The following is a 21,489-nucleotide window of genomic DNA, read 5'->3' as shown; positions in this document are numbered from 1 at the left end:
GCCAGCGACTGTTTCAGCCGGTTTTCGCCCCTTCGGACACGAATCTGTCATTTCCACCGTCACGCGCGGAAACGCGACGCAGCAGCGACGCGTTCTGCCCCGCGCATGCAACGATCCAGCGAATAGAAGGAGGTGGGGAGTCAGCTCACCAGCACAATGCCGCCGGGCAAGGAACGCACCGACGCGCCAAAGGCCTGGTGGATGAGCGACGCGACGTCGCCTAGCTGGTTGAGCGATACCTGCGCGTGCACCTTGCGTGCCGCCAATACATCGTTGGTCAGGATGATACGGCCGGGTCGATAGCGGTTGATCTCTGCGATCACTTCCGAGAGCGGGCGGTTGTCGAACACTAGTACGCGACGCCGCCAGGCCACCGCCGCGTCTGTGTCGGCGGGCGCCACGGGCGCCAGACTATGGCTTCCATACGCGGTCTGCTGGGCGCGTCCCAACAGCTCGGACCTTCCTTGGTATTCCACGCGGACGTTTCCGTCCAGGCCGGTAACTTGCACCCGGCCATCAAGGCAGCGCACGTTACAGAGCGCGCCCGAGGCCACGTGGATGCCTCCCTGCAAAGCATGTACGTCGAAGCTGCCTGCCAGCGCACTGGACACCTGCAGCTGGATTTCCCCTGTCAACAACTCGATACCCACGACACGCCCGGCGGACGTACGCACGTTCATGGCGGTCTGCGTGTTCATTTCCACGACGACGCCAGACGTCAGCTCGACCTGGCGCTGCTCGCCGGTGGCCGTGCGGTAATCGGCCATGGCGTCCGGAAGGCTGGGCCACAGATGCAGGGGCGACTGCGCCACCAGCAACGCTGCCGACGCCGCCACAGCCCCACCTAGGAAGGCACGCCGCGTCATGCGCCGGGACGCCGGGACCTGCTCTCGCTGGCGCAGGTTGCGCGCTGCGGTGCCCAGGTTGTCCCACATCAGGCGTGTTTCCGCGAATGCCTGCGCATGCTCGGTACTCAGGGTGCACCAGTGTTTGAACCCGGCGGCATCGTCCGTAGTGGCCCGCCCCGAGGTCAGCAGGAGCACCCAATCGCGCGCCTCGCGGCGAAGCGTGGAGTCGTGGCCCAGGCTGGAAGAACGTGACGTCATACCCTTAAGACTCTTTTCCGGCGCCGGGACCGAACCGCTGAACCACACGCCGATCGAGACGCCGTCCACAATGTTCAAGCGCCCGCCTCAATTCCTTGCCCACCATGCGGACGGAAATGCGGAAACGGTCGGCGATTTCCTGCTGCGGCAGGTCATCGACCCGGGCGGCAATGAGGATGTCGCGCTGTCGCGCCGTAAGCTCCCCCATGGCGCGCTCCAGCGCGGCCACCTCAAGCCGGGCATGGACGATGCGCGCGGGGTCCAGCGAGTCGTCAGCGAAGTGCAGCAGGTCTTCGACCTCCTCGCCGGTCAGGTACCGCGACTCGGCCTGCCGCTGGTCGGCAGCAACGTTCAGCGCCATGCGGAACAGATAACCTGCTGGGTTATGCGACACGACGGAGTCGTCGCTCATCCGCTCTACGCGCAGATAGGTCTCCTGCAGAACATCATTAACGAGTTCGTCCGAACCCAACCGGCGACGTAGGCGACGGCGCAGCTCGGGCTGCCACTCCATGAATAGACCAAGCAACGACAGCGTCGGCGTTTCCATCCGGCTGTCCTCAGCCGCGCGCGGCCACGGGCGTGTCGCAATGCAATGCATGCGACTTCCCCGTGGGCAACAGCAGCAAGGTCATGGGCTGACCGAGTCCAGACGGCGGCGGCGCTACCCGGATACCCTCCAGCGCCTGGCTGATCGCGGCATCCCGCGCCTGCAGTCCGGTGCTGCCAAGCAATCGCACGCGATTCACCCTGCCCTCTTCATCAACCCACACCTGCAATGCAAGCCGGTAGCCACCGGGCTTAGCGTCCGGCACCCGGCACAATTCCTGTTCCAATGAAGCCTGCAACGACGCGCCATAGACTTCCCATGCGGTATCACTCTCGTCTGGCGAACTATGCTCGTTCGTGCCTCTTTCATTTGCGCTGTCGAACGATTCGAGCGTAAACGCCTTGTCGGACGCATAGCGTTCGCGCAGGCCGGTGCCCGCCAACAATCGTCGCAAGGCATCCTCCGTGGTGAACTCGCCACGTACGCCGGGCGACATTTTCCCGACCAGCAGTCGCTCGTCCACAAGCAGCGATTGCCCGGTTGTGTCACTGAATGCTTTCACGGCCGCGCTCAATGGCTGCGGGCCGATGTCGAATCGATAGAGGCCTGCCGAAGCGCCTGAAGCCATGTCGATCGTTGACTGCAACCCACCTGCATGGCTCGTCCCCCAACAAAGCCAACCCGACAACACGAGCGCCCACCAGGCGTGCGACATGAAGTACTTCCCCAAGACCGGATGACTGGTCCCTGCGTCGAACGCCGTCACGCGAACATCCCGAAAGAAGGTAACGGTAACTTATGTCAGTTGAATAACGCGATGCCTGTCAACGCGCGCGTTAGTCCTGCGTGAATATGACAAGCAAGTTTTCCGTTTCATGACAAGACAACCGTCGGGCCGCCTAAGCGGCCCGACGTGCTTGGGTTGCGGGATCGATTGCATCGAAGTGACCGTGCTATCCATGCCCGCCGGATGCACGGTGAAGCGCACCTTGTCGCCCACCTTGACCGACTGAAGCATGGCTGGTGTCGCCACATTGAAAGCCATGGTCATCGCCGGCCAATGAATGGCCGTGATCGCTTCATGCTGCAAGGTGACAGTGCCCTTGGACGTATCGATAGCTTTCACTACACCCTGGCCCTGACCGTCGGTCGGTGGTGTCGCATGCGACATACCCGGCATGGCCGCCATGCTGTCTTGTGCGAACACGATGGAGGGAGTGGCGGTCAGTGCGGTCGCCATGGCGGCGGCGAGAAACATGGCTTTCATACGTGAAGATTCCTTTGAGTGACGGGAATGGAGGATGCGACCGAGGTGTGGCGCAGACGTCGCTGCGCCATCAGGAGAAAGGCCGCGGGGATGACCAACATGGACAACAGCGGCGCCGTGAGCATGCCGCCCACCATAGGGGCGGCGATGCGCTGCATGACTTCCGAGCCGGCGCCATGGCCCAGAAGAATGGGAAACAAACCTGCCAGGATCACCGCCACCGTCATGGCCTTGGGGCGCACGCGTTGCACCGCGCCCTCACGAATGGCGTCGTGCAAGTCGGTGATGTCAGCCTGAGGGTTTGCGCTCACGCGCTGATCCCAGGCGTGGCGCAAGTACAACAACATCACCACGCCGAACTCCGCAGCCACGCCACCGAGCGCGATGAAGCCAATCACGGTGGCGACAGAGATGGCGTGCCCAAGCACCAGGATCAGCCATAAGCCACCGACCAGCGCCAGTGGCACACTGATCATGATCAGCACCGCCTCGCTGACGCGTCGGAAGACGGCATAGATCAACCCGAAGATGATCAGCAACGCAGCGGGGATCACGTAAGCCAATCGACTCATGGCGCGTGCGAGGTATTCAAACTGCCCCGACCAAGCCAGCGTAACGCCCGGCGGCAACGCCACGTTGCGTGCTACGGCCTGTTGGAGATCGTGTACGACGGCACTGAGGTCTCGCCCTGCCGTGTCGATGTACACGTAGGTGGCGAGCTGGCCATTTTCACTTTTGAGCATCGATGGACCGGCAGTCACCGCGATGTCGGCGATCTGTCCGAGCGTCAACTGGGCGCCACCCGGCGCTACGATCGGCAACGTCGTCAAGGCAGCAACGGAGTCGCGAGCCTCCCGCGGATAGCGCACCAAAATCGGATAGCGCTCGCGTCCTTCGATCGACTCGCCAATGGCGTCACCGCCGACAGCGGTCGCGATCACCGCTTGCACGGCCTGCTGTGTCAGGCCGTAGCGTGCGGCTTCGTCTCGGCGCACACGCACGTCCACATAGCGCCCGGCCGCTGCGCGCTCGGCAATGGCCGAGCCGACGCCCGGCACCTGTCGCGCCACCGCTTCGACCTGATCTGCCACGCGCTGCAAGGTTCGCGGATCAGGGCCCAGCACCTTGATGCCGATGGGGCTCTTGATGCCCGTGGCAAGCATGTCGATGCGATTGCGGATGGGCGGCACGAACAGGTTGGTCAGGCCGGGCACTTTCACTGCGCGGTCCAACTCTTCCTTGAGCTTGGCCATCGTCATGCCAGGGCGCCACTGATCCTTGGGCTTGAAGGTGATCGTGGTTTCGAACATCTCCAGCGGTGCGGGATCTGTCGCGGTTTCAGCGCGCCCTGCCTTACCGAACACGTGATCGACCTCGGGCACGGTCTTGATCATCCGGTCGGTCAGCTGCAACAACTGCGCAGCCTTGCCCGAGGAAAGCCCCGGCAAGGCTGTTGGCATGTAGAGCAGCGTGCCTTCGTCCATGGTCGGCATGAATTCACTGCTCAACCGGCTCAGTGGCCATGCCGCGCTGAGCAGCAATGCAGCGGAGAGCAGCAGAACCGTTTTTGGATAGCGAAGCACGGCGTTCAGAACCGGACGATAGAGCGCGATCAACGCACGGTTGAGCGGATTGGCCTGCTCGGAGCGGATGCGGCCTCGTATCAGATACCCCATCAGCACGGGCACCAACGTCACCGCCAGACCCGCTGCTGCTGCCATGGCGTAGGTCTTGGTGAACGCAAGGGGTTTGAATAGCCGGCCTTCCTGCGCTTCCAGTGCAAACACCGGTACGAATGACAACGCGATGATGAGCAAGCTGACAAAGAGTGCCGGCCCCACCTCAACGGCGGCCTCGGTCATCAACGCCCAACGTGTGGCGCCGCTCGGCTCTTCGCCATCGTGCGCGTGACTCCATTGTTCGAGATGCTTATGTGCGTTCTCGATCATCACCACCGCGGCATCCACCATCGCGCCAATCGCAATCGCAATGCCACCCAGGGACATCAGGTTGGCGGACACGCCTTGAAGATGCATCACGATGAAGGCGGCCAACACACCGAGAGGCAAGGTGATCACCGCGACCAGCGCCGACCGTAAATGTCCAAGGAACAGTGCACACACCACCGCAACGACCAGGAACTCTTCCGCTAGCTTGCCCCAGAGGTTATCGACGGCAGCATCTATCAGCTGCGCGCGATCGTAGGTGGGAATGATGCTCACGCCGGGCGGCAGGCTGTGCTGCAGTTCGGCCAGTCGAGTCTTGACCGCGGCGATCGCGGCGCGTGCGTTCTTGCCGGAGCGCAATACGATGACGCCGCCAGCGACTTCGCCCTGGCCATCGAGTTCGGCCACGCCGCGACGGAACGTGGGGCCGCGACGCACAGTAGCTACGTCACGCAGCAGGATGGGCACACCGTCCTGACTCGCGCCCAGCGGTACATGCTCGAAGTCATTCTGGGTGTGCAGATAGCCCTCGCTGCGCACCATGAGTTCGGCCTCACCCTGTTCGATCACCGAACCGCCACCCGCACCATTCGCAGCCTGCACGGCCTCGACCAGCGATGAAACCGTCAGCCGCCGTGCAGCCAGCGCCTGCGGATCGGGAACGATCTGCCACGCCCGTTCCATGCCACCCAGGCTTGCGACTTCCGCAACGTCCGGCACGGTCTTGAGTTGATAGCGCAGGAACCAGTCCTGCAGCGCGCGCAGTTGCCCAAGGTCGTGTTGGCCAGTGCGATCCACCAGGGCGTACTCGTAGATCCATCCAAGGCCCGTAGCGTCGGGCCCCAAGGCTGGATTGACGCCAGCGGGTAAGCGATCGCGTACCTGGCTCAGGTACTCCAGCACGCGCGAACGCGCCCAGTAGAGGTCCGTGTGTTCGTCGAACAAGACGTAGACGTAGGAATCCCCAAAGAAGGAGTAAGCGCGCACGGCCGTGGCACCCGGCACCGACAGCATGGTCGTCGCCAATGGATAGGTAATCTGATCCTCGACGACCTGCGGCGACTGTCCCTGCCAGTTGGTGCGGATGATGACCTGCGTGTCGGAGAGATCGGGCAAGGCATCGATCGGCGTGTGAAGCACGGCGAACAAGCCGATGGCGGCCAGCACCAGCGCAGCGAGAAGAACCAGTGCACGATGTGCCATCGATGCGCGAATCAGGCGGGCGATCATTGATCACCTCCCATGGATGCGCTGCTCGCTGCAGCCGGAGCGGCGTCATCGGCGCCAAGGCGCTCCAGCGCGCCTGAAAGACTGGCCTCCGAGTCGATCAGGAACTGACCTGATGCGACCACCCGCTCACCTTCATGCAGGCCGGCCACGATCTCCGTGTAGCCCCCGGCGGCGCGCCCGGTCTGCACCATCACCGGACGGAAGCGCCCATCGCCAAGCGCCACCATCACGCGTGGGTGATCACCGGTAGCAATCAGCGCCTCGGTGGGAATCACGAGTACAGGTGCGTTCGACATGGGTGTGAAGGCGACCCGGACGAATTGCCCAGGAACGAGATGACCCGTGGTGTTGGCGAGTGCGATGCGCGCGCGCTGTGTGCGTGTGGTGGGATCCAGATCCGGCAACAAGGTTTCGACGGTACCCGTTGCACACTGCCCTGGAAGCGCATCCGTGCTGACCGTTACTGGTGTGCCCGACGATAATCGTCCAGCGAGTGCCTGAGGCACCGCCGCTTCGATCCACACGGAAGTCAGGCCGTTGAGGGTCATCAGCGTTTGCCCTGCCGTTACACGCTGTCCCTCGCGGACATCGAGCGAGGTGATCACGCCGGCCTGCGGTGCGCGCAACGTCACACCACCATCAACCGAGCGTGCACCGCTGAGATCGGATGAGGTGAGGCCGAGCACCTGCAAGCGCTGTTGCGCAGCGCCGCGCAATGCTTGTGCATCCGGCGATTGCGTGTGCCGTAATGCGTCCGACTCGGCGAGCGCACTGCTCCATGACGGCGCCAGCAGATCAGCGAGTGGCTCACCGGCGGCGACGGTTATGTACGGCGCGCGAACGTGCAGCCGTGTGATTACGCCGTCCGCCCTTGCACTGACGGTGATGGCCTCGCGCAAATCCCATGTCACGGTGCCGGGTGCTTGAATCTCCCCTTCCAGCACCTGGCGTTGCACGGGGGCCACGCGAACGCCCAGGTTCTGCACGGTCGCAGGATCAATCCGCACACTTCCCGATGTGTCGTTGGCGCCTGTGTACTTGGGCACCATCTGCATGCCCATCGGCGACAAGCCCGGTTTATCGAAGTGCTGATCCGGCACCATGGGGTCGTACCAATACGCCACGGGCTGGGATGGCGTAGAAGCGGCCATTGTGCCGTTGCTTGCAGCGGACGTTGCGGTGGAGCGATGGCCCCATCCGTAGCCAACGGCAACGGCGGTGAGCAGGCCAATGGCGCAAAAGATAGGAATGAGCCGGCGCTTCATGGCGCGTCTCCTTGGGTCGGCAGTAGATAAGCAAGGGACGCCCAGGCGCGGCCGTAATCAGCCTGCATACGGGCGTAGTCGGCGTGATGGGACAGCTCGTCGCGTCGCGCTTGCAGCAGCGGCTGGATATCGCCACCGCCACGATAAGCAGTCAACGCGAGTGCGGAGCGATCCTCGGCCAGCGGCAACAGCACATCGCGATGGCGACGCACCTGCTGCCCCAATGCCTGCCATTGCGCCCAGGCCGCCTGTATCGCACCGGCCTGCTCGCGACGTGCATCCTCATGCTCGGCTTGCACGGCATCGAGATCTGCCGCGCGAGCGGAGATGCCGCGATCCTGTCTGTTGCGAGTAAACAGCGGCAGGCTGACACCCACTTGCAGCGACACCATGTCGGAAAGGCCACGCACGCGCGAGCCATAGCTCATGCCGACCGACCATTGCGGGTGTTTCTCCGCCTTCGCTTCGTCCAGGGCCGCTTCTGCGGCGCTCTCTCGCGCCGGCCATTCCAGCAGTGCTCCCTGGCGATCGAGTTGCGCCAGTAGCGCGGCTTCATCGACAGGCAGGACGCCAAAATCCGGCGCATCGCCTAGCGGTTGATCGACCGGCTGGCCGAGCCAACGCATGAGCCGCGCGCGTGCCTGTGCTTCGTCGGCGGCAGCTGTGTCAATCCGATTGGCCAGATCGAGGGCTTCCATGCGCGCTGCTAGAACATCCGCAGCGCTGCCGGTACCGCTGCGCAGATGAGCTTCTGCCATGGCGATGTCTTGCGCCCAGGCGGTCTTCAAGGCGTACAGCATCATCTGTTCGTGATGGGCGCCCCACGCGGTGACCCACGCATCCGCTACCTGTTGCCGAATGGCGAGCGTCGAGGTGGTTTCCGCCGCCGAGGCGAGTTGGACATTCGCCGAAGCGAAAGCACGCTCAGCGCCACGCTTGCTTGCCGACGGCAAGGTCTGCGTGATGCCGACCGTGCGCATGGTCATGCTGTCGCCGCCGGCCGTGAAGGCACCCGGCCCTTGGACGGCCAGATTGTCGATGCCCACGGTCAATTGTGGATCCGGCAAGGCACCGGCACGCGCCGATTCTTCCCGCGCTGCAGTCGTCCGCGCTTGTCGCGCCTCGATCTGTGGCGCATGTGAAAGCGCCTGTTGCTGTGCTTGGTCCAGCGTCAACGCAGGTGATACCGCCCAAGCGGGTGAAACGATGAGCGCGCTGACTACCCACGGCAGCCAACGCCAGCGACGCGCGACTATCGCGCGCACGCCGTATGAAAGGATGGACATGATGAACTCCGATCGCACACAACCACGGCCGCGCATGCGCACGGCCACCGTTCAAAGCGCGATCGGGGCTTAAATCAACAGCGTGCAGAACCGCAGCGAGGGCGGCGATTCCGGGGGAAAGAGACGGGTATCCGGCAAGTGCGTCCAGACTGGCGCACGAACGACCGCCTTCGCCATGGCGGCGAAATCAGGCGGCAACAGCAGCGGCGGCACCGCGGGAACCTTGGCATCCGGCGTGGCAGGTACGTGACTGGCACAGTGCTCAGTGCAACGTGGATCCACGGAATGCTGTGCTGACGCGTGATGGGATGCGCCCATCCCCATGGCCTCACAATCACTCATCGCGAGCTCATGCGTGGCGGGAGCCGAGGGCAAGGTGCACACGTAAGCAGCCATCGCCAACTGCTGGAACAGCAGGCAGAACACCACCATCCCCACCCAAAGGAGGCGACGACGACGGCTGAGGCGATAGCGGAAGCGCATGGCGGCGCATGGTAGCGCATCTGGACTTAGGTCCAGTCAAGCGCTGCCCGTTTCGACGGGCATCAACGAGCGAGCGAGGCCGAAGGTTTGCGCTTGAGCGGCGCGCGCTTGCTTCCCTGGCCGGCGCCAAGGCTTGACGTTTCAACACACTCCCCGCGTGCCCAGCTTTCCCTGCACGCTTGCGCCAACCGGCGCAGTTCGCGCTCCTGCTCCGCCAGTTCGGCGCGAAGCTGGGTGATCTCGGTCAAGCGTCTCTCCAACCCCGCCAGGATTTGCTCGTGCGGCAACTCATCCTCAGATCTATCAAAGAGGCTGCGCAACGCGTCTAGCGAGAACCCCAGGCGCTGAGCAAGCTGGATGAATTGAAGTCGTTCGACCGCTTGCTGGTCGTAGTCGCGGTACTGGTTGAGACCTCGCTTGCCGGCTGGCAGCAGGCCACTGTCTTCGTAGTAGCGGATGGCAGAGGTACTCATGCCCGTCTGTTTTGCCAGTTCACCGATGCGCATACATAACCCTTGACCTTCAAGTCAACTTGAATCTTAGACTGCCGGCATCGCCACTTCCAGCTCCCTCGCCCATGTCACGTCAACACCCCCTCTTCGAGTCATTGACCCTCCCTGGCGGCCAGACGCTAAAGAACCGAATCGCTAAGGCCGCGATGGAGGAAGGCCTGGCCGAACCCGGACAGCTTCCCGGCAAGCCAACACATACGCTGTACCGCCGATGGGCCCAAGGTGGCGCAGCGCTTCTCATCACGGGCAATGTGATGGTTGCACCCGATGCGCTGACGGGAGCGGGCGGGCTCGTGCTTGATGACACCACCCCGCTGGCGCCTTACAAGGCGTGGGCGGATGCGGCCCACGCTGGCGGCGCAAGGATCTGGATGCAGATCAACCATCCCGGTCGCCAGACCTATGCGAACTTGGGAAACCCAGGGTATGCACCCTCAGAAGTGCCTTTGCAGATGGGCAAGCTTGGCGCCTTGTTTGCGCCGGTCAAAGCGCTGACGAGCGAAGAGATCAAAGAAATCATTCGTCGGTTCGCCGCCACGGCACGTGCTGCACAACAGGCGGGATTTGATGGCGTGCAGATCCATGCGGCCCACGGCTATCTGCTCTCTCAGTTCCTGTCGCCGCTGACCAATCAACGCACGGACGATTTTGGCGGGTCGCTGGAACAGCGCGCTCGATTGCTCATCGAGGTAGTTCGCGCGGTCAAGGCGGCAGCGCCGTCGTTTGCTGTCTCGGTCAAACTCAACAGCGCCGACTTCCAGCGCGGCGGCTTCAGCGAGGCGGACGCCGTCGCGGTGGTCGAACTGCTCAACCATGAAGGTATGGATCTGCTCGAACTCTCGGGCGGCAGCTATGAAAGCCCCGCCATGCAGGGTCGAACTGCCGACGGACGCACGCTGGCTCGCGAAGCTTATTTTCTGGAGTTCGCATCCGAGCTCGCGAAGGTCGCGCGCATGCCGCTCATGACAACAGGCGGCATTCGTCGACGCGAGATCGCGGAGAACGTACTGGCCGGCGGCATGAGCCTGGTCGGCATAGGCACCGCCCTCGCCTACCAACCCGATCTGCCCAAGCGCTGGCAAACTGCCGAAACCGCCGTAGCGCCGGTCGTTGTCGGTTGGAAGAACAAAGCGTTCGCCAGCGTCGCCACGATGGCCACGGTTCGCCGCCAGCTTCATCGCATGGGCGCGGGGCGAGCACCCTCGGCGGGCCTGTGGCCCAGCACGAGTCTGTTGCTCGACCGGATCAAAACGCGCGCACTGACGAAACGCTATGTGACCTGGCGTCGGGCGTATTCGACGGCCAAGAAATGAGTGCTGCCGACTAGCCATCGGACACTCGCGGAACCGTTGATTCGAACCCCGCCATCTTTACCAGTGATAGGGGGCTTGCGGCGACGCGAGCCCTTTTCTTCTACATTCCATGTTTCAGTGGCAACGCGCACTCACGGCATCACAGCGAAAAAAGCCATCCGCCTCGGCGGTCAGCAGATGCGAAGACTTTGCGAGCCATTTCCGTTTTGCCCCGTGAAAACGTCTCAGGCAATGCCAGCAGCATGCGAGGGGCATGTCGCGGGCTTGTACGGCAGTCAATGGCTGCCGTGAACCAAGGGGGAAGCGTGGACACCAAACAGGTAAGAGCGCGAGTCATCGACGCTCAAAATCGAATCCGATCCGAGCTCGATGCTCTGGCAGCAGATATTGGGCCAGGATGGCGACTCTGCTGCGATGTCATCGCCGAAGAACGCTATGGCCTCAATGTCGAATACTACACATGGATCGTCAACATCGAGGCCAGGCTCAACACGGAGTACTCGTCTCTCCCGAGACCCAGCTTCCCGTGACGGTTCCGCTTTAAAACTAACTGAGCGTTGCTCATAGCAAAGTCATTCCGGCTCGCATGCGCAAAGCCGGCGTCATTCTTTGCGCGAGATTCGTGCTTGATGTTACAGACGCGTCAAGAAGCCGGATCAGCCGACTCTCGCTGCCGCCTGAAAGAGACGCCCGAACATCACCTGGCCACGATTACCAAGCCCAACGCACGATCTATTCTGCTCAAACCTCAGACCAGACGGCCAACTCATAGCCATCGTTATCAACAAAGTGAAAGCGTCGGCCGCCGGGAAAATCGAAGATCGGACGAACGATGCGACCGCCAGCGGCCTCAATACCAGCCCTGGTCACATCGAGATCGTTCGAGTACAGCACGACGAGTGCTCCGCCCGGTTGCGGAGTCCCATGGTAGAAACCACCCGTGAGTCGACCATCGCGGAACTCGCAGTAATCAGGACCGTAGTCCTGAAATGTCCAATTGAACGCACGACCATAAAAACGCTTTGCCGCCTCGATCGAGGCTACGGCAAATTCGATGTAGTCAATTCGGTGATGCTGGTCGGTACGAGACATGGCGCCCTCACAAAAATAGTGGAGGCGTCATTGTTGCGTGGCGCTATGGCTGCTGGCTTGGCGAAAACGGACATATCAACGAACGTGACGCGCCACAAGCTCGCGTGGGGTCAGGCCAGTCAACAGCTGGCTATCGCGAACCAGATGAGGCGCATCGCCATAGCCGGCCTCCAATGCCGCGGAGGTAAGCGTGGCATGTTGCGGGGCCAACTTCAGAAATCGCTGGAGCCGCAAGATGCGCTCCAGTGTCTTCGGACCATAACCAACAGCTTGCTGGCACCGACGCCGCAATGATCGCTCGGTCATGTTGAGAGCGGCGGCCAGCGCTGAAACTCGTGGTGCCGAGGGGCTTTGCAGCATGGAAAAAATCCACTGCATTTGACGGTCTGCAGTCAGCTCACGACTGAGGCACAAGGCATGCAATACCTCCGCTGGGTCCATCGCTTCATGGAGCTGAAGTTCCCAGTCCCCGCTATGGCGGCTTCCCCAGATGTCCGATAGCAGCACGCGTTGATCAGCGATGTGATGAAGAGGCAGCCCCAACAGTCCCGCAGCCGTGCCGTGAGCCAGGCGCACGCCCGTAAGAGTGCTGCCAGGCGCCAGCGTCGCTATGGCCGCACGGCTGTCTGGTCCGGCCACGAAAAGGCTACTTCCATTCCAAATGAAATCGACGCATCCATCCGGTAGTACTTGTGTGGGATGGGTATCGAGATTGCCCTGATGGAACTGCCACGTGCATTGCACACGCTCACGCAAAGCGATGGGTGTAGCCATCTCGGTATAGCGGGAAACAGAGGGCGGAATCATCACGAATCGGCGTGGGTAGACACCGAGAGCTTATTGCACGGGGCTGGAGCACACAAAACCGGGACCCTGACTTAATAAAGGACCTGCTCCACCGCATTTCCGCGCACAAAAAAGGCGCCCAAGGGCGCCTAAGTCGTTGATGTAATGGAGGCCTGGGTCGGAATCGAACCGGCGTACGCGGCTTTGCAGGCCGCTGCATGACCACTCTGCCACCAGGCCATTACATCCGAATCGTAACCTGAAACACGATTACTATCCGTTGAAAACACAAAACCCCGGAATACCGAGGTTTTGCAGAAAACTGGAGCGGGAAACGAGACTCGAACTCGCGACCCCGACCTTGGCAAGGTCGTGCTCTACCAACTGAGCTATTCCCGCATCGGAGTCAGAAATAATAGCAGAACCATGGCATTTGTGAAGACCTTGGGAAGACTTTTTTCACCTTCCCCGAGATGCGGCCGGGTGTCGGGGCATCGCGTTCCGAGGACGTTCGGAATGGCAGCCTTCATCTGCAACCACGCGCAGGCGTCTCCCATGAGCAACAGTCCGTCCGATTTGTGCGGTCTGGTATCTGCGCCTTTCCGACTTATCTTGAATGTCAGGCGCTTTACCAGCGCGTCCCATCATCAAGGAGTGCCGCATGATCGACCGTCGACCTTTCAACAGTCTGGGTGGAGCCAACCACGGCTGGCTCAATGCCAAGCATCACTTCTCGTTTGCCAGCTATAACGACCAGGGCCGCATGGGCTGGGGTGCACTGCGCGTGTGGAACGACGACACCATCGCGCCGCAGACGGGCTTCCCGCCTCACCCCCATGCGGACATGGAAATCATCACCTACGTTCGCGAAGGTGCGATCACGCACCAGGACAGCCTTGGCAACAAGGGCCGTACGGTCGCGGGCGATGTGCAGGTGATGAGTGCTGGCACGGGCATCACGCATGCTGAGTACAACCTCGAAAACAGCAATACGCAGATCTTCCAGATCTGGATCATGCCCGATGATCACGGCAAGCCGCCGTCGTGGGGCACCAAGCCGTTTCCGATGGGCGACCGCTCGGGGCGATTCGTGACGCTGGCCAGTGGCTTCAAGGAAGACACCGACGCCCTGCCCCTGCGCACCGATGCCCGCGTGCTCGGCGCGACGCTGAAGGCTGGTGAGACGGCGGTGTATGAGCTAGACGGCAGTCGCTATGCGTACCTGGTGCCTGCCAAGGGCAAGCTCGACGTGAATGGCGTAACGCTCGATACACGTGACGGCGCGGCGATTCGCCATGAAACGAAGCTGACCGTGACGGCACTCGAAGACTCGGAACTGGTGCTGGTCGACAGCGCGCCGTGAGATAGAGCGGCAGGCGACAACGTCTGCCTCCCTTCCGACCAAGGTGGGAGTGAACCATCGGGGCGACCTTGCTAACCTCGCGTGATACTCCTGCGCGAGGTTGGCGATGAATCACGGCATTCACACTATCGATACCGGCTTCGTTCGTCCGCGATTCGATGCGGCTTACTTGCTTGTCGAAGCCGGCCATGCCGCCTTTATCGATTGCGGCACCAACCATAGCGTGCCTCGCATGCTCAAGGCGCTCGACGATGCAGGGCTCGTGCCCGCCGATGTCGATTGGCTGATTCTCACGCACGTCCATCTCGATCACGCTGGCGGTGCGGGGCAACTGATCGCACAACTGCCCAACGCGCGCCTGGTAGTGCACCCGCGCGGCGCACGACACATGATCGATCCCAGCCAGCTATGGGCGGGGGCCTCGGCGGTCTACGGCGAGGAAGTGATGGAAGCCACGTATGGACGGCTGCGCCCCATTCCCGCCGAACGAGTCGCCGAAGCACCGGATGGCCACGTGGTTTCGCTCGCCGGACGGCCGTTGCTCTGCCTCGACACACCGGGACACGCGCGACATCACCTGAGCGTGTACGACCAGCGAGCGAACGTGTGCTTTACCGGCGATACGTTCGGTCTCTCGTATCGCGAGCTCGATACGGCGAACGGCCCCTTCATTCTGCCGACGACGACACCGGTGCAGTTCGACCCGGATACATTGCATGCGTCGATCCGACGCCTGGTTGGCCTGAACCCTTCGGCGATGTACATCACCCATTTCGACCGCATCGAAAACGTCGAGAAGCTGGCCGGCGATCTGCACGCGCAGATCGATGCCATGGTGTCCATCGCCATCGCAGCGCAAGCGCAAGCACTGGATACAGCGCAACGACACGAGGCGATGAAGGCCGCGTTGACCGACCTCTATCTGTCGCGCGCGCAGGCCCATGGTTGGACGGGCGACCGTGAGTCCCTGCTCGTTCTGCTGGGCATGGATGTGGAGCTCAATGCGCAAGGCCTGGGCGTGTGGCTGGACAGTCAGAAGAAATCGACCGACTGATGTCACTGCCTCCAGCGCACTGACGCGTCAATCAGCTGATTGGCAATTTTGACAAGGGACTCCGCGGGTCCATGCGACCCGAACATCTGCCCCGAGGCGTAGGTACCTTCGAGCAACAGCAGCAGGCCGTCCGCGAGGACCTCCGGCTCCCTTGCCCCCATCGCCGTCGACAACTCGATGAGGCGCTCGCGAAACTTGTGTTTGTGCTCTTCGGCGACCTTGCGGGCCGGATGGTCGTCACCGGGATATTCCACCACTGCGTTGGTAAGCCCGCAGCCGCGGTAACCCGATTGCGTGGCGCGATGGGCTAGTCCCTCGATGTAGGACATGAGTTGCCCGCGCGCGTCATCCGGATGCGTCTCGGCCCCCGCTTCGAACACCTTCCAGAACGCCACTTCGTAGTCACGCAGGTACTCCGCGGCGAGATCGTCCTTGGAGGCGTAGCTGCGGTAGAGGCTTGGTTTGGTGACGCCGGCCTTTGTAACGATTTCCTCCACGCCGATGGCGCGGATACCCTCGCGGTAGAACAACTCACGGGCCGTGCGGCGTATGCGCTCGGCGGCCTTGGGTTTGCTTTCCGCAGCAGGTTCGGCGGGCTCAAATGGGAAATCTTTGATCGACATGGCACACGGCTGTTGACAATGTTACCGATCGGTACGTACGATTCGGCAACTCCACGTACCGACCGGTAACATGACTATACAGCGCACCCGCCCTTTCGGCCAGAAGTACGCCTTCGTCGTCGCCGGCGTGATCTTCCTGGCCCTGCTTGCCGCCGCTGGCGTCCGCGCCGCGCCCGGCGTGCTCATCCTGCCCCTGGGCAAGGCCTTCGGGTGGAGCCGGGACACTATCTCCCTCTCCGCCGCGCTGGGCATCTTCTTGTACGGCATGGTCGGCCCGTTTGCCGCAGCGCTGATGCAGGCGGTGGGCGTGCGTCGCACCCTGATTAGCGCGCTGGTGCTGATGACCTTGTCCATTTCGGCCAGCGCATGGATGACCCAACCCTGGCACCTGATGCTGAGTTGGGGCGTGTTCTCCGGCATTGGCTCGGGTTGTGTGGCCATTGTGCTCGGCGCAACCGTAGTGAACCGCTGGTTCGTGACGCACCGTGGCCTGATGATGGGCCTGCTCACGGCGAGCACGGCTACTGGCACCCTGGCTTTTCTGCCCGCGTTGGCCGCCATCGCCGAGCACGGTGGCTGGCGCCCGGTGGTGTGGACCGTTGCGGCGGGCTGTGCCTTGCTGATTCCGTTGGCGTGGTGGCTGCTGCCGGAGCGCCCGTCCGACATCGGCCTGCGCCCGTATGGCGCGACGGAGGACGAAGCCGACGCCGCACCGCGTGGCAACCTGTTGTCCATCGCCTTGGGCACGCTGGCAACTGCGTCGAAGCAACGCACGTTCTGGTTCCTGTTCGCCACGTTCTTCATTTGTGGCTTCACCACCAATGGCTTGATCGGCACGCACTTCATCGCGATGTGCGGCGACCACGGCATTCCGGAAGTGCGCGCGGCAGGCCTGCTCGCCATGATGGGCGCGTTCGACCTCGTCGGCACCACTCTCTCTGGCTGGCTTACCGACCGCTATGACCCGCGCAAGCTGCTTTTCGTGTATTACGCACTGCGCGGCCTGTCGCTGATCTGGCTGCCCTACTCCGATTTCTCGTTCGCTAGCCTGTCGTTGTTCGGCATGTTCTACGGCCTCGACTGGATCGCCACGGTGCCGCCCACGCTGCGTCTCGCCACCGAAGCCTTTGGCGATCGCGATGCACCTGTGGTGTTCGGCTGGGTGGCGGCCGGCCATCAGATCGGCGCGGCGAGTGCCGCGTTCTTCGCCGGCGCCTTGCGCACGCAGAATGGCGACTATCTGCAGCCCTTCGTGGTCGCTGGCGTCACCGGCCTGATCGCAGCGGGATTGGCGCTGATGATCAATCGCCGCTCCCATCTGCAACCGGCGTTGCAAGCCGGTTGATCAGGCCAGACGAGTACCGTTGGGAACGGGCCGTTCGACGGCGGTGAGTACCACGCCGTCGTCGGTTGGAAAGCCGGTCAGCAGGAATTGGGAACGGAACGGCCCCACCTGCTTCTCAGGGAAATTGATCACACCCACGATCTGGCGACCGACCAGATCTTCGGCGCGATACAGCTGCACGATCTGCGCACTCGTCTTCTTCTCGCCGTAAGGCCCGAAATCTGCCCATACTTTCCATGCGGGTTTGCGCGCTTCGGGAAACGGCTCCGCGCGCGTGACGGTGCCGGCCACGATCAACGCTTTCTCGAAATCAGCCCAGCTGATTTCTTCCTGCGACTTCGCTTCCATCCTGCTCATCCTTCCAATCGTGTCTTGAACCAGTCCTTGCCCTGCTGCCACCAATAACTGGTCTGTGCGCCCAGGTAACCAAACGGGCGATAGGTGCGATCCAGTCCATACGGCGCGAACTGCTTCCAACGGTCATCACCCTCCGCGAGAGCAGATGCCAACAGATCACCTGCTGCGCACGTGGGAGCAAGGCCGTGCCCGCCAAACGCCTGCGCCCACCAAAGGCCATCGCCGCTGCTACCGATCTGCGGCATCTGGTGTCGGGCGTAGCTCATCAGGCCCGACCACGCGTAATCAACGCGCACACCTTTCAACTGTGGAAACACACGCAGCAGATCCTGCATCAGCAGGCGCTGTACTGCGCGCGGCGAGCGATCGCGCACGGAGATTCGCCCACCCCAGAGCAAACGGGTATCGGGCAACGGGCGGTAGTAGTCGAATGCGAAGCGCGAGTCGTAGACGGCCGCTCGTGTTTCCAGTGCATCGTTGAGGCGATCGCCCAGCGGCTCCGTCACCATCACATACGTGGCGATAGGCAGAATCGCTCGATCGACCTGCCGCTTGAGACCTGCGAGATAGCCACCACACGCCAGCACGACTTGATCGGCATGTACCGAGCCCTGCGCGGTTTCGATACGCCAGCGCGAACCCTCGCGACGCAATTGCCACACATCGGTGTTCTCATGGACGCTCGCGCCTTGAGCGGCCGCTGCGCCTGCGAGGCCAATGGCAAGGTTCAGCGGATGAAGGTGCAGTGCGTCACGCTCGTAGAGGCCGTCGTAGTAGCGTGTCGTATGGACGCGCGCGCGAAGCTCGTTCTGCGGCAGCCATTCCCACGCTGCGCCATAGTGCTTTTCCAGCAGCTCCTGCCGCTGGCGCAGTACCGCTGGGTCGCGGAACCAGTTGGCCCAGATGATGCCTTGGTCGACCAGATCGCAGGGAATCTCATAGCGCGATACGCGTTCGCGGATACGCGCGACAGCATCAGTCGTCAGCCGAAACAACGCGCGGGCGGCATCCTGCCCGCGCTGATCGAGCAAGGATTGCTCGCCCAGCGAATAACCTCCGAATACGAAGCCGCCGTTGCGCCCGGACGCGCCGAAGCCAACCCGCTCCCGCTCCAGCAGCACCACGTCACGCACGCCACGCTCGGCGAGACCCAGCGCCGTGTGCAAGCCCGCGAAGCCGCCGCCGACGATGGCGACGCGTGCGTCCACCTTGCCTTGTAACGGCGCAAACGATGCGTACGGCGTCGCCGTGGCGCGGTAGTAGGAGACTGCCGGTGACGAAGTCATGCGTTAGGCGTTACTTGTCTCGGTTCAGGCGATCAAGCATAACGCAGCCGTGCCGCCCTTCCCCGGCATGACGCTTGGCAGGGGGTGCTCAGTCGACGATATTCACACCCAGCGGGCGCATGTCGCTGCGACCGCGGTCGTCCACCACCCGCACTTCATAGTTGCCTGCGGTGCCTGGCTGCCAGAACATTGATTCACCGGGCGCACTGCGTCCGACATAGGCATCGTTGACGAACCAATACATCTCATGGACGGAGGCGTCCGCGTTCGCGCTAAAGGCGATGCGATCGTCACCCGCCGACTTCAGCCGCAAGGCATAAATGCTGCCACGCAGCGGCGAGGTGATGGCCGGTGGCTCACCATCGACGCCGCTGAGTACGCAGGCATCGTTGCGTGGCGGCGTGCGACGCGGAATACCGGCCTGCACGAAGACGCGCTGCAGCTCCGAAGGCCAGAATTCATAAACCTCCACGTGCGTGCGCTTGCCCGCGTAAGGCGGACAGGCCGGCTTGCCGGTGTCGTCGTCGATGACGATCGGGCGATGCACCTGGCTCACGCGAATGGGCGACTTGCCCGGGATGAACCAGGTCATGCCGCGCTGCGGACACCATTGGTTGGGCAAGTCGCCGCTGGCGAGGCAGATCTCCACGCGCTTGAGGTGCGCAGGCATGTGCCGCACCGGTTCGGTCATCCGTGGCTGTGCCGCCCTCAAGGCATCAACCATCTGGAAGAACAACGGTGCGGCCGCCTCCACGCCAACGAAGGCTGGATTGCTGCTGCCATCGAAATTACCGACCCACACCACCAGCACGTAGGGCCCGAAACTGCCGGCCGTCCACGCATCGCGAAAACCCCATGACGTACCGGTCTTCCAGTACACCGGGAAGCGATCCGGTTGCGCGCCCGTGGTCTCATCCGGTCGCGGGTTTTGCCGCAACATGTCCATGACCATGAAGCTGGCTTCGTCGCTCAACAGGCGCGTGCCGGCGCTTTGTGGATCCGCGGCAAGCAGACGCAACGGCTTGAGTTCGCCGCGATTGGCCAGCATCGCGTAAAGGTCAGCCAGCTCCTGCATGGTGACCTCGCCACCGCCCAGCACCAGGGCCAGGCCGTAGTGCTTTTCGCTCGCCATGCGGCTGATGCCGGCGTCGCGCAGGAACTGGTAGAAACTCGGCTGCTGCAGCTGCGACGCCACCCACACCGCAGGGATGTTGCGACTGCGCACCAGCGCCTCCGTCGCCGTCACGGGTCCAAGAAAGTGTCCGTCGAAATTCTCCGGCGCATACGGGCCGAACGCGGTCGGCACGTCGCGCAGGACGGTCTGCGGATGCAGTACACCCTGGTCGAATCCAAGCCCGTAAATGAAAGGTTTGAGCGTCGAACCGGGCGAGCGCTTGGCCAGCGTGCCGTTCACCTGCCCCTGGATATCAGCATTGGTGTAATCGGCGGAGCCCACCAGCGCCTTGATGCCCATGTCGCGCGTATCCACCAGCACCGCAGCCACGTTGCGTATGCCACGCCCGTTGTTGCGCTCTACGTAGCGATCCACCTGACGCTCCAGCACGTGCTGAAGATCCACGTCCAGTGTGGTCGTGACACGGCTGTCCGTATCGCTGGACATCACGCGGCGCGCGGCAAGCACTTGGTCTACCGCGTGCGGTGCTTCGAACGGCAACTGCGACAAGGGGCGAAGACGCAGCGGCAAGGCGAACAGCGGCTGCAGGCCTGCGTCCTTCGGGTGCAATGCTTTCCAGCGAGCGTAGAGCCGGTTGCGCGAACTGCTGAGTCGGTGGCTGATTAGGTCAGGTGCGTCCGCGCCTGCTTGCAGGCGACGGCTGGGATCCTGGGGAATCACCGCCAGGGTCAACGCCTCCGGCAGGCTGAGTGTGTCGGCGGGCTTGTCGAAGTACGCCAGGCTCGCTGCACCCACGCCTTCCACGTTGCGCCCATAGGGTGCGTAGTTGAGATAAGCCTCGAGGATCTGGTCTTTGGAGTAGAACAGTTCCAGCTGTATGGCCCGTGCCACCTGAAGCAGCTTGCCTGTCGGTGTGCGCGTATTGAGCCGCCACAGCAATCGCGCAAGCTGCATGGTGATGGTTGAGCCACCCTGCCGGTTGCCGTGGCTGACGTACGTCACCCAGGCGCCGCGCAACAAACCATAAGGGTTGAAGCCAGGGTGCCAGCGGTACCAGCGATCCTCGTGTAGCAGTACGCCGTCGACCAAGGCGGGAGACACATCCTTGAGTGGCACCCACAATCGGTAGCGCTGGTCACTCGCCAGCGTCAGGCGCAGCAACCGGCCGCGCGTGTCGTAAACCGCCGTCGACGACGGCAGCCACGCATTCAACGGGCGATGTGGCCATACCCGGCAACCCACCAGCAGCGCGCCGAGCAAGGCCGCGCCCACCAGCCAGTTCTGCCAACGGACGACCCAGCGAACCAAGGCACGCCAGCAACGGACAATGAGCGACGACGTGATCATGCGTGAGTGTCCGCAGGCGCGCCCACCGTGGCGGGCGCGCCCTGGAGCCTGTTCAATGCCTCCCCGTGGCCCGCGCCGGGAGCTGTTTGCACGCAGGACAAGGAAGAACGAAGGAGTGTACGTCCGTACACGACTGAGTGATG

At 62.8% G+C, this 21,489-nt stretch carries 19 protein-coding genes and 2 tRNA genes; 4 read left to right on the top strand and 17 right to left on the bottom strand.

Annotated features, from left to right (window positions below; all coding sequences use genetic code 11):
• Positions 1-140 precede the first annotated feature (140 nt).
• From DYST_RS00710 to DYST_RS00670, 9 genes are all read right to left on the bottom strand, one after another.
• Complete coding sequence (locus DYST_RS00710) at positions 141-1,106, bottom strand: FecR family protein (RefSeq protein ID WP_239949291.1); 966 nt, start codon at positions 1,104-1,106, stop codon at positions 141-143.
• A 4-nt stretch (positions 1,107-1,110) separates the two neighbouring features.
• On the bottom strand, positions 1,111-1,656 hold the full coding sequence (locus tag DYST_RS00705) for an RNA polymerase sigma factor (protein WP_102303637.1): 546 nt from the start codon (positions 1,654-1,656) through the stop codon (positions 1,111-1,113).
• 10 nt (positions 1,657-1,666) lie between these two features.
• Positions 1,667-2,422 carry a secretin and TonB N-terminal domain-containing protein gene (locus DYST_RS00700; protein WP_239949289.1) on the bottom strand — a complete coding sequence of 252 codons (756 nt, stop codon included), beginning with the start codon at positions 2,420-2,422 and terminating at the stop codon, positions 1,667-1,669.
• 30 nt (positions 2,423-2,452) lie between these two features.
• The gene (locus DYST_RS00695; RefSeq protein ID WP_239949287.1) at positions 2,453-2,914 is read right to left on the bottom strand and encodes a copper-binding protein; all 462 of its coding nucleotides are present in this window, start codon (positions 2,912-2,914) and stop codon (positions 2,453-2,455) included.
• A 5-nt stretch (positions 2,915-2,919) separates the two neighbouring features.
• Positions 2,920-6,099 carry an efflux RND transporter permease subunit gene (locus DYST_RS00690; RefSeq protein WP_239949285.1) on the bottom strand — a complete coding sequence of 1,060 codons (3,180 nt, stop codon included), beginning with the start codon at positions 6,097-6,099 and terminating at the stop codon, positions 2,920-2,922.
• The gene (locus DYST_RS00685) at positions 6,096-7,364 is read right to left on the bottom strand and encodes an efflux RND transporter periplasmic adaptor subunit (protein WP_343214847.1); all 1,269 of its coding nucleotides are present in this window, start codon (positions 7,362-7,364) and stop codon (positions 6,096-6,098) included. Before DYST_RS00685 ends, DYST_RS00690 begins: the two co-directional genes overlap by 4 nt.
• Positions 7,361-8,650: a TolC family protein gene (locus DYST_RS00680; protein WP_239949280.1), complete on the bottom strand. Its 1,290-nt coding sequence runs from the start codon at positions 8,648-8,650 to the stop codon at positions 7,361-7,363. Before DYST_RS00680 ends, DYST_RS00685 begins: the two co-directional genes overlap by 4 nt.
• A gap of 69 nt (positions 8,651-8,719) precedes the next feature.
• The gene (locus DYST_RS00675; RefSeq protein ID WP_239949278.1) at positions 8,720-9,133 is read right to left on the bottom strand and encodes a hypothetical protein; all 414 of its coding nucleotides are present in this window, start codon (positions 9,131-9,133) and stop codon (positions 8,720-8,722) included.
• 62 nt (positions 9,134-9,195) lie between these two features.
• The gene (locus DYST_RS00670) at positions 9,196-9,639 is read right to left on the bottom strand and encodes a MerR family transcriptional regulator (protein WP_239949276.1); all 444 of its coding nucleotides are present in this window, start codon (positions 9,637-9,639) and stop codon (positions 9,196-9,198) included.
• A 71-nt stretch (positions 9,640-9,710) separates the two neighbouring features.
• Here DYST_RS00670 and DYST_RS00665 point away from each other — a divergent pair, with 71 nt between their 5' ends.
• Positions 9,711-10,958 (top strand): NADH:flavin oxidoreductase/NADH oxidase family protein, encoded by a 1,248-nt coding sequence (locus DYST_RS00665; protein ID WP_239952028.1) that lies wholly within the window; start codon positions 9,711-9,713, stop codon positions 10,956-10,958.
• A gap of 741 nt (positions 10,959-11,699) precedes the next feature.
• Here the strand turns inward: DYST_RS00665 and DYST_RS00660 are convergent.
• The 4 genes from DYST_RS00660 to DYST_RS00645 all read right to left on the bottom strand — a co-directional run bounded on the left by DYST_RS00660 (position 11,700) and on the right by DYST_RS00645 (position 13,235).
• Entirely contained in the window at positions 11,700-12,050 is a 351-nt protein-coding gene (locus DYST_RS00660) for a VOC family protein (protein WP_239949274.1), read from the bottom strand.
• Between the two features lie 75 nt (positions 12,051-12,125).
• Positions 12,126-12,857 carry a helix-turn-helix domain-containing protein gene (locus DYST_RS00655; RefSeq protein ID WP_239949273.1) on the bottom strand — a complete coding sequence of 244 codons (732 nt, stop codon included), beginning with the start codon at positions 12,855-12,857 and terminating at the stop codon, positions 12,126-12,128.
• 145 nt (positions 12,858-13,002) lie between these two features.
• Positions 13,003-13,076: transfer RNA gene (locus tag DYST_RS00650), tRNA-Cys, on the bottom strand.
• 83 nt (positions 13,077-13,159) lie between these two features.
• A tRNA-Gly gene (locus DYST_RS00645) sits at positions 13,160-13,235 on the bottom strand.
• A 262-nt stretch (positions 13,236-13,497) separates the two neighbouring features.
• Between DYST_RS00645 and DYST_RS00640 the strand changes: the two genes are divergently transcribed.
• The gene (locus tag DYST_RS00640) at positions 13,498-14,199 is read left to right on the top strand and encodes a pirin family protein (RefSeq protein ID WP_239949271.1); all 702 of its coding nucleotides are present in this window, start codon (positions 13,498-13,500) and stop codon (positions 14,197-14,199) included.
• Positions 14,200-14,305: 106 nt separating this feature from the next.
• Positions 14,306-15,253, top strand: a complete 948-nt coding sequence (locus DYST_RS00635) for an MBL fold metallo-hydrolase (protein ID WP_239949269.1) — start codon at positions 14,306-14,308, stop codon at positions 15,251-15,253.
• Between the two features lie 2 nt (positions 15,254-15,255).
• On the opposite strand, the gene DYST_RS00630 is transcribed toward DYST_RS00635, so the two are convergent.
• Positions 15,256-15,876, bottom strand: a complete 621-nt coding sequence (locus tag DYST_RS00630; RefSeq protein ID WP_239949267.1) for a TetR/AcrR family transcriptional regulator — start codon at positions 15,874-15,876, stop codon at positions 15,256-15,258.
• Between the two features lie 70 nt (positions 15,877-15,946).
• On the opposite strand from DYST_RS00630, the gene DYST_RS00625 reads away from it, so the two are divergent.
• A complete protein-coding gene (locus tag DYST_RS00625) occupies positions 15,947-17,221 on the top strand; it encodes an MFS transporter (protein WP_239949266.1) in 1,275 nt (424 codons plus the stop codon).
• Here the strand turns inward: DYST_RS00625 and DYST_RS00620 are convergent, their stop codons facing one another.
• The 3 genes from DYST_RS00620 to pbpC all read right to left on the bottom strand — a co-directional run bounded on the left by DYST_RS00620 (position 17,222) and on the right by pbpC (position 21,346).
• Positions 17,222-17,578 carry a tRNA-binding protein gene (locus DYST_RS00620; RefSeq protein WP_239949264.1) on the bottom strand — a complete coding sequence of 119 codons (357 nt, stop codon included), beginning with the start codon at positions 17,576-17,578 and terminating at the stop codon, positions 17,222-17,224.
• Positions 17,575-18,864 carry an NAD(P)/FAD-dependent oxidoreductase gene (locus DYST_RS00615; protein ID WP_239949262.1) on the bottom strand — a complete coding sequence of 430 codons (1,290 nt, stop codon included), beginning with the start codon at positions 18,862-18,864 and terminating at the stop codon, positions 17,575-17,577. The genes DYST_RS00620 and DYST_RS00615 overlap by 4 nt, the downstream gene beginning before the upstream one ends.
• 88 nt (positions 18,865-18,952) lie before the next feature.
• Positions 18,953-21,346 carry a penicillin-binding protein 1C gene (gene pbpC / locus DYST_RS00610; RefSeq protein ID WP_239949255.1) on the bottom strand — a complete coding sequence of 798 codons (2,394 nt, stop codon included), beginning with the start codon at positions 21,344-21,346 and terminating at the stop codon, positions 18,953-18,955.
• Positions 21,347-21,489 lie beyond the last annotated feature (143 nt).

Origin of the sequence: Dyella terrae, assembly GCF_022394535.1 — a bacterium.
In the GTDB taxonomy this organism is placed as follows: Bacteria; Pseudomonadota; Gammaproteobacteria; order Xanthomonadales; family Rhodanobacteraceae; genus Dyella.
Note: the sequence above shows the minus strand (reverse complement) of the source record. Positions and strands in the feature narration are given on the sequence as shown.